Here is an 11,840-nt window from a genome sequence, read left to right on the forward strand (position 1 = left end):
GGGGGACGCACGGGAGCCTCCCGCTCCGTCCCCCGTCCCGTCCGCCTCAGGACGGCATGTTCTGTTCCGCCCACACCACCTTGCCGGTGACCGTCCGGCACGAACCCCACCGCCGGCACAGCATGTTGATGAGCTGAAGCCCGCGGCCGCCCTCGTCGCTGAGGTCCGCGTGCTGGATCTGGGGCAGGTCGGGGCCCGTGTCCGACACCTCCACGACGAGGCGTTCCCCGCGCAGCAGCCGCAGCCCGCCGGGGCCGTTGCCGTAGCGCAGCGCGTTGCCGACCAGCTCGGAGACGACGAGTTCGCAGACGTCGGCGAGGTCCGCGAGGCCCCAGGCGGCGAGCTGCTCGGTGACGAGGCCCCGGGCGACGGAGGCGGCCCGTCCGTCCTGCGGCAGCTCCCACACCCGCAGGTCTCCGGCCGGGAGCGAGGCGCTCGTGGTGACGAGGAGCACGGCCTCGTCGAAACGGGCGGCGGCCGCCGGAGCGCAGTCCACCAGACCGCCCTGCTCCAGCGCCCCGGGAGCGAGGTCCAGCGCCGCCGACCGCAGCCGGGCCAACTGGGCGTCCACGTCCTCGTCCCGGGTCTTGACCAGGCCATCGGTGTACATGACCAGATGGGCGCCGTCCGGCACGTGGACCCGCAGCGGGTCGTACGGGATGACCCCGGCCCCCAGCGGCGCGCCGGTCGGCACGGGCACGAACTCGGCGCCGCCCTGCCCATCGACGAGCAGGGGCGGCAGGTGCCCGGCGCTCGCCAGCGTGTAGGTGGAGTCGGCGGGGTCGTAGACCGCGCAGAGGGCGGTGGCGACCTGCTCGTCCTCCAGGTCGCGGGTGGCCAGGTCGAGCCGCGCCAGGATCCGCTCGGGAGCCATGTCCAGCGTCATCAGGGTGCGGGCGACGGTGCGCAGGCGGCCCATGGTCGCGGCGGCGGGCAGCCCGTGCCCCATCACGTCGCCCACCATCAGGGCCGTCCGCCCGCCGGGCAGGCCCATCACGTCGTACCAGTCTCCGCCCACCCCGTGACGGGCCACCGAGGGCGCGTACTCGGAGTGCACCAGCAGGCCCGGCGTCGCCGGGGTCACCCGCGGCAGCAGGCTGCGCTGCAACGAGACGACATGCTCGCGCTCGCGTCCGTACAGGCGGGCGTTGTCGATGAAGACGGCCGCCTTGGAGGCGAGCTGTTCGGCCAGGGCCAGGTCGGTGGAGGAGAACGGCGGCGTCCCGGGGCCGCGGACGAAGTCGGCGCTGCCGAGGAGCAGCCCCCGGGCGATCAGGGGCACCGCGAGATAGCTGTGCACGCCGGCGGCCCGCATCTTCTCCGCCGCGCTCGCGGTGGGCGCCACCCGGATGAAGTCGTCGTCCCGCATGCGGCTCAGCAGAACCGGTTTGCCCTGCCGCAGGCAGTACCGGTGGAGCAGGGTCTCGTGCGGCTGCTCGGCGTGGACGAAGGTCTCGCCCACCGGGGTCGGCTCCAGGGAGGAGAGCTCCTCGATGGCACACAGCGCCGTGGCCCGCATGGGCGGAATCCCCGGCTCCGTCCATCGGGCGCCCTCGTCACCGCGCAGGACGCTCTCCAGGATGTCCACGGCCGCCCCGTCGGCGAACCGCGGCACGGTGAACTCGGCGAGCTCCTGCGCGGTCCGCTGCAGGTCCAGGGTCGTGCCGATCCTGGAGGTGGCGGAATTCAGCCAGGCGAGCCGGCTGCGGGTGGTGAACCGGTCCGGCGGCAGCAGACCCCTGCTGCGGCGGAACCGCACGTTCCCCCCGGCCGAGCGGCGCAGCGCGGGGTTCTGGCCGGCCGAGCCCCGGCTGTGCAGGCGCCGCCTGCCGCTGTCGCCGTTCACTCTTCCGGCCCCCAACAGGACTCGACGCCACTTGGTGCCCAGTGTGCACTGGAAACGGCTGCCGCGCCTCCTGCCCTCAAGGATCTTCTCGCCCGAGGGAGCGGACGGCGCGGCCCGTGTACGGGCCGGGCGTCCGGCACCGGGCCGGGGTCAGCGCCCGCTTGCGGCGGACGTGGGGGAGGGGCCGGTACGGATCCGGTCGGCGCCGTCACCGCGGGTGACCGTCGGCCGCACCGCCCGGCACGGGTAGCGGCGGTCTTCGGCCACGGGAGGCGGCGCCCTCGGCAGGCGCCCCCGGCAGGCGGCGTCCCCGGCAGGCGGCGCATCGGCGGTGACCGCCCGGCCGGCCGCCCCGTCACGTCTCCAGAACCTCCACGTGGTCCCCGATCGCGACCACCAGCACCCGCGATCCCACTTCCGTCGTGCGCCAGCGGTGGCGGACTCCGCCGGACAGGAGGAGGGTGTCGCCGCGACCCAGCCGGTGGACCCGGCCGTCGGCCTCCACCTCCACCGAGCCGTCCGCCACGTACATCAGCTCGTCGTGACGGTGCCGGAACTCGCGGTCCGCCTCGTGTGCGCCGGTGAACTCCAGCGCGTGCAACTGGTGGCGGCCGCGCACCACCGGGCGCACGCGGGCCGCACGGTCGAGACCCCCGTCGTCGTCGGCGCGCACCACGTCGATCGTGCGGGCCTCGGCGGAGGCCGCGAGCAACTGCACCGCCGTCGTGCCGAGGGCGTCCGCGATCCGCTGGAGGGAACGCATGCTGGGGCGCGCCCGGTCGTTCTCGATCTGGCTGAGGAACGGAGAGGAGAGCCCGCTGCGCCGGGCCACCTCGGCGAGCGTCAGGCCGAGCGCCCGGCGTCGGCGGCGTACGGCAGCGCCCACCCGCGGTGTGTCCGCATCCTCCATGAGTCCCCGCCCTTCCCCTGCGCTGCCCTGCCCTGCCCCGCCTTACGGTCCGCGCGCTCACCCGCGGCTCACCCGCACCTGACGGCACCTGACGGCACCTTACGCGGCCCGTGGCCAGGCCCCGGAGACGGTTTCGTACGGCCGACACACGCCCGTCACACCACGCCCCTACCGTCAAAGTCGGTTGTTCTCATCAAAGAAAGTTTGAAGCGAGGAGTACCGGCATGCCCGCGATCGATCAGAACTCACGCCGTCGACGCCCCACCGGCCTCATCGCCGTCGACGAGACCGCCGCGTTCGACGGCCACACCCTCTACGCACCGCTCACCGGCACCGGGGAGGTCTATCTCGTCGATCTCCACGGCCGCACCGTCCACCAGTGGAACCTCCCCTACCGCCCCGGCCGCCACGCCCGGCTGCTCGCCGACGGAACCCTCGCCTACAACGGCGTACTGCCGGGGGAGAAGGCGCTCTTCCCGATGTGGCACAAGTACCGCGGCGGCGTCATGCTCCACGCCGCCCCCGACGGGACCGTGCTCCGGGAGCACCGCGACCCGCTCCAGCACCACGACGCCCACCACCTCGACGACGGCCGCATCCTCTACACCGCCCTCGAACCCCTGACGGGGGCGGAAGCCGCAGGCGTCCGGGGCGGAGTACCCGGCTCCGAAGCCTCGGGCGGCGTCGTCTGGGCCGACACCATCAGGGAGGTCGGCCCGGACGGTGAACTCCTGTGGTCCTGGCGCGCCGCCGAGCACCTCGACCGCGAGACCTTCGCCCTGCACGAGGCGTACGCCCGCGAACACTGGCCCCTGATCAACAGCGTCACGCCCCTGCGCGACGGCAACGTCCTCGCCAGCCTGCGCAGTGTCTCGGCGGTCGTCGTCATCAGCCGCGACACCGGCGAGATCCTCTGGCGCAGCCGCCCCGGCACGGTCAGCCAGCAGCACGCGCCCACCGAACTCGACGACGGCCGCCTGCTCGTCTTCGACAACGGCGTCTTCCGGCCCGGCCACGACGTCCCCTACTCCCGCGTCATCGAGATCGACCGGGCCGGCGGTGACATCGTGTGGGAGTACCACGACCCGGCCCGCGAGTTCTTCTTCGCCCCCTTCATGGGCTCCGCACAGCGCCTGCCGAACGGCAACACCCTCGTCACCGACTCCCCGTCCGGGCGGCTCTTCGAGGTGACGAAGGACGGCTACCTCTGCTGGGAGTACGTCGTCCCGTACTTCGCCGGATACGGCGAGAGCGAGGTCCGGGGCCTGTTCCCGTCCGAACCCAACGCCGTCTTCCGCGCCTACCGCTACGCCGCGGCCGACATCCCCTGGCTCCGGGCGGCGACGTCATGACGACCACCCCGGGCCCCCGGCCGGCCTCTCCACCGCCCCGCGTCCCCGGCGAGAACGACGGCGGCGGGCACGAATCCGCCGCCTCCGCCGACGTCCCCGCCGCCCCCGCCGGGGTCCCCGCAGCTTCCGCGTCCGCCTCCGCTGTCTTCACCGTCGGTCGCCCGCCCGAACCCGTGGACGCCCCGGTGCCGGTCCGCCGGCTGATACCGCTGGCGGTCCAGCACGTGCTGGCCATGATCGCGGCCCCCGTCTCCACCGTCTTCCTCGTCGCCGGCACCCTGAGGATGCCGCCCGACGCGGCCGCCTCGCTGCTCAGCGCCGTGCTGCTGCTGTGCGGCGCGGGCGCCCTGCTCCAGTCCCTGGGCGTGTGGCGGATCGGCGGGCGGCTGCCGTTCGTCATGCTGCCGGGCGGTGCGGCGACCGCGCTGTTCCTCCAGATCGCCCAGGACCACGGGGCACCGACCGCCACCGGTGCCGTGCTCATGGCAGCGCTGCTGCTGCTCTCCGTGCTGCCGCTGTACGCCCGTGTCGTACGGCTCTTCCCGCCCCTGGTCATGGGCGTGACCGTGCTGCTCATCGGGGTCGCGATGATCCGGGTCGCCGCCCGGCTCGTCACCGGGCCGGACGGCACCGGCGAACCGCGGGCGGTCGTCCTCGCGGCGCTCACGGTCGCGGTGACCGTCGCCGCGTACGTGCTCCTGCGCGGAGTCTGGCGCCAGAGCGCCGTCCTCATCGGGATGGCGGCGGGCACGGTCATCGCGATGGCGACCGGCCTGGGTTCCCTGACCCCGGTCACCGGCGACGGATTCGCGCTGCCCGCGCCGCTGCCCTTCGGGGCGCCACGGTTCGACCTTGTGGCCGCCCTGCCGCTGCTGCTGTTCAGCCTCACGACACTGGCCGAGATCACCGGACAGACCGTGCTCAACAGCGAGACCGTCGGCCGGACTCCCGCGCCCGCGAGGGACGTTCCGCGCGTCGCCCGCGCCGACGCCCTCGTGTCCCTGGCCGGCGGACTGTTCGGCACGTCCCTCATGGTCACCAGCGCCGAGAACATCGGCATCGGCCGGCTCACCGGTGTCCGCAGCCGCTTCGTGACCGCCGGCGCCGGAGCGCTCCTCGTCGCCCTCGGCCTGGCCACGCCCGTGCCCCGGGCGCTGGCCCGGATACCCGAGGCCGTCGTGGGCGGTTCCTCCCTCGTCGTCTACGCCGTCATCGCCGTGATGGGCGTCGGGATGCTCCGCCGGGCCGACCTGTCCGGCACGGGCACCGGCACCCTGACGGCCGCGCTCGCCCTCACCGCGGGACTGCTGCCGCTGCTCAGTCCCGGCCTGTACGCGGGCTTCCCCGCCTGGGCCCGTACGGTCCTGGGCAGCGGCGTCGTCGCCGGCACCCTGACGGCGGTCCTCCTCACCGCCCTCCTCGGCCGCTTCGACCCGGTCCGGCCCCACCTGGCCCCACCCGGGCCGCCCCCGCAGCCCCCGGCCAAGAAACCACCCCGGGCGCACCCTCCGGCCTGATCACCTCGAGCGGCTGCCGAGCCGTGCCACCGCCGAGCCGAGCCAGCCGCTGCCGAGCCGTGCCGCCGGCCCCTCGCGATCCGAGGGGCGCGGCCACGGCTTCCGGACACCGGCGTCCCGGTGCCCCTCGGCCCGCAACAGAGCACTTTCGGCCAACTGTGCGATCAAGGCCGGAATATGACGGGTTCTCCTGCTAGCGTCGCCAGCAGTCCGAAGGAGCCGGGGGGATCTCAATGGGACGACGCACAGCCACGTGCCCGCACCGTCGCGCGACGAACGGGCCGAGCCGGTGACCACGCCCACACCCGGCCCCACCAGCACGGCGTCCCCGTCCCCGAGCTCCGGCCCGAGTGCCGGCCCGAGCCCGAGCCCCAGCCAGAGTTCGACTCCGCAGCCCGGCCCGACGCCGACGCCCGGCACCACCCAACCGCCGTCCCAGGGACAGCCGTCCGGCACACCCAGCGCTGAGCCGACACCGTCGCCGAGCCCCAACGCGCCGCCGAAGCCTTCCGGGCCGCCGCCCCAGCTTCCCCCCGCCACCCCGCCCGCGGTGTCCAACCCCTGGACGGGCCCGGGCGGCTTCGACATCCAGCCGCTCCACCTGTACCAGGTGTCGGCCGCCCTCGCCGTCGAGCAGCAGTCGTTCCACAAGGCGCTCACGCAGTTCCTCGACGTCCACGGCTACTACTCGCGGGTCGGCGGCGCCGGCACCGCCACGGCCGAGTTCGCCACCCAGTACGCCGCGGTCATCGCCCTGCTCCTGGAGGTGCACGGCAAGGCCGTGGTCGCCATCGGCGGCGCGGCGGTCGGTTTCACCACCACGGCCAACAACTTCCGGCAGGCGGACGCGGCCACCCACCCGCTCAACCCGCCCTTCGCGCCACAGCCGCCGCCGCAGGTCATCACCGCCCCGCCGGCCTACGCGCCGCCGCCGGCGTTCGGTGTCCGCGACGCCAACGCCGTCGACGACTTCCTCGACGTCTTCGACGGCGACGTCCCCGGCTCCGTCATGCGCACGGTCGTCGAAGAAGCCCTGGGCGCCGGCCGCGCGCTGGAGATCCTGCCGCTCCCGAACTACCTCAGGGTCAACGAACTCTCCCAGGCGTGGCTGCCGTACCAGACCGGCATCGGCACCATCCAGGGACAGCTCACCGGTACCGTCGACGCCGTCACGGACAACGCCAACGGCGACTGGCACGGGGCGATGCTGGAGTTCGTGTCGTCACTGTGGGGCACCAAGGCGTGGGGCAAGAACACGGCCGGCTACGAGTGGGCGCACAAGCCGTCGACCGGAGCGGGTACCAGCCTTCCGGTCTTCGCCGTCCTCAGCACGACGGCCCAGATGCTGGCCCAGGCCCTCCGCTCGTACGCGGAGGCCGCCGAGAAGGTCCGCACTGAGCTGCGCGGGATCCTCTACAAGGCCATCAAGGACGCCTTGGCGCTCCTGGAGGCCACCGACTTGAAGGACTTCCTGGGGAACTTCGCCGAGCGCCTGAAGAAGCTGTGGAAGGGGCTGGGCGCCGCGGTGCTCCTCAGCATCGACACGGAGGCCGTCAACAAGGCCGTCGCCACCTACGAGACCGCGCTGCGCGAGCAGACGGAGCTGGTGAAGAAGCTCCTGGAGCCCCTGCGGGAGGCCTCGCGCGCGGTCCCGACCTTCCAGGCGCAGTCGGCGAGGGCCGAGGCGTTCGGCGCGCGCTCGCTCTTCGAGTTCGACCGGTCGATCGTCCCGCTCAACGAGCAGTCGCGGGACCCGAACAACCGGTTCGGCATCGACCTCGCCTCGATGGAGTGGGAGACCAACCCGTTCCAGCCGCCGCCCCCCGAGCCGCTGAGGCCCGGCAAGGACGCGCACACGATCGACCGGCACGTCGGGCTCACCGCGGACCAACTGCGGATGCGCGTCCGGGACCAGGGCGTGGACGCGTCGGCCTTCCCGGACTTGCCCGTCGCGCAGAAGTCCGTCCAGGCCGCGCTGAACGACCCTGACAACATCCGGACGATCGAGGACTGGATGGACAAGCAGAAGCAGAAAGTGGCCAACGGTACGTTCAAGCCCGGCTCTTCTCCGGACCTGCAGATCGTCACCGTGAGAGACGCGAACGGCAACCGGGTCGCGACCGGCTCCTCCGTCACGCAGTCCGACTTCGCCGCCCAAGGCTTCGGCGCACAGCCGCAACAGGTCCACAGCGTGAAGCTCGTCCTCGGCTACTCGCCGGAGTCCGGGACGTTCTATGTCCGCACTGCCTTCCCGACACCGCCGTAACATGCGCCACGTGACCACGAAACACCATGAATTCGTCACCCAAGGCGCGGTGGGACTCCTCCTGAGTGTCGCCGTCGCGTCCCGCAACCCAGGGGCCGCACCGCTGGAGGACGAACTCCAGCGGTTGTCGCGCGTTCTGCACGATTCCAGGACGACATCCGGGGTGATGCCGCATGTGGCGCTCGCTTCGCTGATCGACCTCCTGGCCGACGAGATCGGCACGGCGGCGTTCGAATCCAGGCCAGCCGAGTACCGCCGGGCACTCGCCCGGGCGGCCGGCGACGATCCGCCGGCGGACTTCCTGCGCGCCCTGGCCGCGCTCATCCGGGATCGCCACTTCCGTTCCTATCCGGACATGACGGAGCTGCCGCTCTCCGACTGGGAGGCGACGAGACGCTTCTCGCTGACCTCGGCCTTCATCTCCTCGATGATCTCGGGCGAGTACGACAGCGTGGACGAGGCCCTGGACGAGATCCTGACCAGCGAGCATCCCGATTGCCACGAGAGACTCGGGAACCTCGCCGGCGAGTTGCAGCGGCTCCTTTACCTGTTCCGCACGCCCGCCGAACTCGACGCGGCCTTCGCCGAGGCCGCGCCCTACGTCACCCACGCCCGGGTCCGTCTCCTGCTCGACGCCGTCCACGCCCACTTCGCCGAGCAGCACTGACACCCCACCCCGTCACACCGGAAGGAGCCGCCGCCGTGTCCACAGAACCGAACCTCGACGTGACGGACGAGGACCTGAAGCGCCTCGCGGACGACCTGGACGCCATGCGGGCCCACATCGACGGCCAGGTGCGCCGGATGGACGCGATCGTCGACCGGGCCGAGGCGCGGTGGCGCAGCGAGGCGGCGACGGCGTACCGGAAGCTGCACCGGGAGGTCGGCGCGGACGCCGTACGCATACGCGAGATCCTGGGGGTTCTGGCCAAGGCGGTCAGGATGAGCCGGGACGGGTTCACACGCCAGGAGCTGGACATCCTGCGGCAGTTCCGGGCCGAGATGAAGAAGGTCGACATCGACGCGGAGGTACGCGAACTGTCCGGCGAGCGACCGGCCGGCGCCGGCCCGAGCGGCGGTCCGGCGCCGACCAGCAGGATCAACGACATCTGAACGTACGGTGGGAACGCACATCCGCACGTCCGTAAGGCAGGGGGAAACGTGAACGACGACGGCTCGATCTCCGTCGACCTGGTCGCTCTGCGCGAGATCGCCGGCGACCTGGAGGACATCCTGGCCAAGCTCAACGAGCGCCTGGCCGCGCTGTACGACCGTACGGTGCCGGTCGTCCTCGCCTGGCAAGGCGAGGCCCGAGAGGCCTTCGTCGACGAACTCGACCGCTGGGACCGGCAGGTGGAGGACCTCCAGGCCGCGCAGAAGTGGCTGCACGCCATCGTCACCACCGGCCACGCCAACTACTCCGCCGCCCACAGGGCCACCCTGCGCGGCTGGGGCGGTGCCTGACATGACGACCACTCCCACCCCTCCTTCTTCACCCGCCTCTCCCGTCGCCGCGCGGGCCGACCGCGCCTCGACCTTTCCCGACCGGGCGACCGCCCAGTGGGCCACCCAGCAGGTGATCGCCCTGAACGAGCAGGTCATCCACCGCTGGCTCGCCCAGTCCACCCGGGAGCGGCTCGTCATCGAGGCCGCCTGGCCCTCACGGCCCGATCCCGTGGGGACGCTGATGACCACCGGGATGGCACTGGCCGACCAGGACCCGATCCCGGTGCGCGCCGTCCGGGTCGTGCTCCGCCGCAACGGACCGGGCGAGCCCGGCGCGTACCCCTTCACCGTGCACTCCTCCCTGCCCGTCGAGCTGTAGAGGCGCCCCCGTGTCCCTGAACCCCGCCGAGCACGACCGCAAGTACGGCGAGCTCGACCAGGTCGTCCGCGCCCACCTGGGCCTCGGTCCGCACGCTCCCGAGGCGGTCGACGGCTATCTGCGGCAGACCTGGCGCACCCGGCCCTGGGCGATCGCCGTCGCCGCCGAGCAGCTGCGTACGTTCGCGGACAACCCGCCCGGGCGGCTCCGGCTCCGGCTGGGGGAGTACTACCGGCTGCCCGACGTGGGGCTGCCGCCCGAGGAGATCCGGGACTGGCTCACCGGCCTCGCCGACCGGCTCGACGCGAGCCTGGCGAACGGCCAGGCGCCGCCCCCCGGCCCGCCGGTGACACCCTGGGAGTGGCGGGCCCGCTTCCCCGAGCTGGCGCAACTGCTCGGCGGCTGGTTCACGCAGGACATGCCGGAGGAGTTCGGCGATCACGAGTCCGCGCTCGCCGACTATCTGCGGGGCACCGACCCCGGCCTGGTCGCCCAGCTGACGGGGGAGCTCCACGACCTCCTCGCCCTCGGCCTCGACGACGACGGCCTGGCCCTCGCCCTGGTGACCCTCGGCGCGGAGGTCGAACCCCCGGCGCCCTACACCGCCGGCGCCTGGCTCGCCGCGCTCGCCGTACGGCTGCGCGGCTGACCCACGCCCGCGCGCCGGCCGTCACCGGGCCCGCCGTCACCGGGCCCTACCGTCACCGCGGCGGTGACACCCCGGCCGGACCGCCGGCCGAGGCTTCGGATCCCGTGCGCGAGGTCTTGGTGGCCGCCCCGCTCCGGGCGGCAGCGGCGTGCAGCGCCCGCAGGGCGATCAGGAGCACGCCGACGTCGTCCAGATAGACCGGGTCCGGGATCAGGTCGACCGGCGAGACCGTGTACGCCACCGCCGCCCAGAACAGGGCCTTGGACCGCAGCGGGACACCGGCGTCCAGCAGCAGCCTGCGAGCCCGGAAGACCCGTACGAGCAGCACGGCCGCGCAGGCCGCCACCGCGAGCAGGAGAACCGCGGCCACGACGACCCAGAGGGTAGGGGTGTTGTCCATGCTGCTCTCCTGCCCCGCGACGACGACCGGCCGAGCCGGTCGCCGACGACGACCGACCACCACGCCCCCAAGGCTACGACGCCCGGCGGCCGGGGTTTGACCGTACGAGAAGCGGCAAGCCGAACCGAGAGGCGCCTCGCACACTCTGACGAACAGCCAGCCGGAGACACCCTCCAGGAAGGCAGTCATGTCGACCCTGACCGCAGTTCTCATCCTTGGGGCGATCGTCGTCGCGCTCGTGGCGGCCGGTGTCCTGCTCCGCGCCCGCGCGGGCACGGGCAGCGGCACCCGCTCCCTCAAGCGACGCTTCGGCCCCGAGTACGACCGGGCCCTCGAACGGCACGGCGGCCACACCGAGTCCGCCCACCATGACCTGCGCGAGCGGCTCGAACGGTACGGCGGAGTCCGCCCGCTGCCGCTGGAGCACGCCGTCCGCGAGCACTACGCCGCTCAGTGGACCATGCTCCAGGAGCGCTTCGTCGACGCGCCGCGGCAGGCCGTCGCCGACGCCGACGAGCTCCTCGCCCGGATCGCCGCGACCCGGGGCTTCCCGGAGCCCGACGGTCGCGAGGAGCAGCTCGCCGCGCTGTCGGTGCACCACCCGCACCATGTGGAGAGCCTGCGCACCCTCCGCCGCATGGCGCAGTCCCCGTCCGCCTCCACCGAGGAGCTGCGGGCGGCCCTGCTTCACGTACGGCCCCTGTTCGAGGAGCTGACGGCGGCCGGGTCCCGGACCGGTACCGAACCCGACCGGGCCCGCTCGGTGTCCGGGCGGCACCGCCGAGGGCACCTCCTCAAGCCGAAGGGAAGTGGTGCGTGATGGCACAGAAGCATCCGAGCCGGCGGACAGTGAGCGGGGCCGAGGGACACACGCGGCGCGCACCGGCACCGCCGAAGGTCCCGGGAGCGCCCGGCACGGCCGGTACAGCAGGCAGGGCAGGCACCGCCGGCCCGGCGGGTACGGCAGGCGCGACGGACGGGGCCGGTACGACGGGCAGGGCGGGAGGCGCCGGCCGCGCCGCGCCCCCCCGGCCCCGGGGCGGCCCCGCCCGCGCCGCCCCCCCCCGCCCCCCCC

General features: G+C 73.4%; 12 protein-coding genes. 9 read left to right on the plus strand and 3 right to left on the minus strand.

Going from position 1 to position 11,840, the window contains the following annotated elements; genetic code table 11:
- Positions 1-46: 46 nt before the first annotated feature.
- Positions 47-1,846 carry a SpoIIE family protein phosphatase gene (locus ABTZ91_RS28800; RefSeq protein ID WP_352080132.1) on the minus strand — a complete coding sequence of 600 codons (1,800 nt, stop codon included), beginning with the start codon at positions 1,844-1,846 and terminating at the stop codon, positions 47-49.
- Positions 1,847-2,201: 355 nt separating this feature from the next.
- Positions 2,202-2,756 carry an XRE family transcriptional regulator gene (locus tag ABTZ91_RS28805; RefSeq protein WP_352080133.1) on the minus strand — a complete coding sequence of 185 codons (555 nt, stop codon included), beginning with the start codon at positions 2,754-2,756 and terminating at the stop codon, positions 2,202-2,204.
- 224 nt (positions 2,757-2,980) lie between these two features.
- On the opposite strand from ABTZ91_RS28805, the gene ABTZ91_RS28810 reads away from it, so the two are divergent.
- The 8 genes from ABTZ91_RS28810 to ABTZ91_RS28845 all read left to right on the plus strand — a co-directional run bounded on the left by ABTZ91_RS28810 (position 2,981) and on the right by ABTZ91_RS28845 (position 10,365).
- Entirely contained in the window at positions 2,981-4,108 is a 1,128-nt protein-coding gene (locus tag ABTZ91_RS28810; RefSeq protein WP_352080134.1) for an arylsulfotransferase family protein, read from the plus strand.
- The gene (locus ABTZ91_RS28815; protein ID WP_352080135.1) at positions 4,105-5,625 is read left to right on the plus strand and encodes a solute carrier family 23 protein; all 1,521 of its coding nucleotides are present in this window, start codon (positions 4,105-4,107) and stop codon (positions 5,623-5,625) included. The genes ABTZ91_RS28810 and ABTZ91_RS28815 overlap by 4 nt, the downstream gene beginning before the upstream one ends.
- Before the next feature lie 550 nt (positions 5,626-6,175).
- Positions 6,176-7,891 (plus strand): RNase A-like domain-containing protein, encoded by a 1,716-nt coding sequence (locus ABTZ91_RS28820; protein WP_352080136.1) that lies wholly within the window; start codon positions 6,176-6,178, stop codon positions 7,889-7,891.
- 1 nt (position 7,892) lies between these two features.
- Positions 7,893-8,558 carry a hypothetical protein gene (locus ABTZ91_RS28825; protein ID WP_352080137.1) on the plus strand — a complete coding sequence of 222 codons (666 nt, stop codon included), beginning with the start codon at positions 7,893-7,895 and terminating at the stop codon, positions 8,556-8,558.
- A 35-nt stretch (positions 8,559-8,593) separates the two neighbouring features.
- The gene (locus tag ABTZ91_RS28830) at positions 8,594-9,004 is read left to right on the plus strand and encodes a WXG100 family type VII secretion target (RefSeq protein WP_352080138.1); all 411 of its coding nucleotides are present in this window, start codon (positions 8,594-8,596) and stop codon (positions 9,002-9,004) included.
- Positions 9,005-9,052: 48 nt separating this feature from the next.
- The gene (locus ABTZ91_RS28835) at positions 9,053-9,355 is read left to right on the plus strand and encodes a WXG100 family type VII secretion target (RefSeq protein WP_352080139.1); all 303 of its coding nucleotides are present in this window, start codon (positions 9,053-9,055) and stop codon (positions 9,353-9,355) included.
- Position 9,356: 1 nt separating this feature from the next.
- Positions 9,357-9,716 (plus strand): RNase A-like domain-containing protein, encoded by a 360-nt coding sequence (locus ABTZ91_RS28840; protein WP_352080140.1) that lies wholly within the window; start codon positions 9,357-9,359, stop codon positions 9,714-9,716.
- Positions 9,717-9,726: 10 nt separating this feature from the next.
- Complete coding sequence (locus ABTZ91_RS28845) at positions 9,727-10,365, plus strand: contact-dependent growth inhibition system immunity protein (RefSeq protein WP_352080141.1); 639 nt, start codon at positions 9,727-9,729, stop codon at positions 10,363-10,365.
- 52 nt (positions 10,366-10,417) lie between these two features.
- On the opposite strand, the gene ABTZ91_RS28850 is transcribed toward ABTZ91_RS28845, so the two are convergent.
- Complete coding sequence (locus ABTZ91_RS28850) at positions 10,418-10,765, minus strand: YkvA family protein (RefSeq protein ID WP_352080142.1); 348 nt, start codon at positions 10,763-10,765, stop codon at positions 10,418-10,420.
- A 187-nt stretch (positions 10,766-10,952) separates the two neighbouring features.
- On the opposite strand from ABTZ91_RS28850, the gene ABTZ91_RS28855 reads away from it, so the two are divergent.
- Positions 10,953-11,585 carry a hypothetical protein gene (locus ABTZ91_RS28855; RefSeq protein ID WP_352080143.1) on the plus strand — a complete coding sequence of 211 codons (633 nt, stop codon included), beginning with the start codon at positions 10,953-10,955 and terminating at the stop codon, positions 11,583-11,585.
- Positions 11,586-11,840 lie beyond the last annotated feature (255 nt).

It is taken from the genome of Streptomyces sp. NPDC126499 (assembly GCF_040302485.1).
Taxonomy (GTDB): Bacteria; Actinomycetota; Actinomycetes; order Streptomycetales; family Streptomycetaceae; genus Streptomyces.

Excerpts from the sequence above, each read along its gene's own strand:
- ABTZ91_RS28805 (WP_352080133.1), bottom strand. The coding sequence starts at position 2,756 with ATGGAGGATGCGGACACACCGCGGGTGGGCGCTGCCGTACGCCGCCGA.
- ABTZ91_RS28810 (WP_352080134.1), top strand. The coding sequence starts at position 2,981 with ATGCCCGCGATCGATCAGAACTCACGCCGTCGACGCCCCACCGGCCTC.
- ABTZ91_RS28815 (WP_352080135.1), top strand. The coding sequence starts at position 4,105 with ATGACGACCACCCCGGGCCCCCGGCCGGCCTCTCCACCGCCCCGCGTC.
- ABTZ91_RS28825 (WP_352080137.1), top strand. The coding sequence starts at position 7,893 with ATGCGCCACGTGACCACGAAACACCATGAATTCGTCACCCAAGGCGCG.
- ABTZ91_RS28840 (WP_352080140.1), top strand. The coding sequence starts at position 9,357 with ATGACGACCACTCCCACCCCTCCTTCTTCACCCGCCTCTCCCGTCGCC.
- ABTZ91_RS28850 (WP_352080142.1), bottom strand. The coding sequence starts at position 10,765 with ATGGACAACACCCCTACCCTCTGGGTCGTCGTGGCCGCGGTTCTCCTG.
- ABTZ91_RS28855 (WP_352080143.1), top strand. The coding sequence starts at position 10,953 with ATGTCGACCCTGACCGCAGTTCTCATCCTTGGGGCGATCGTCGTCGCG.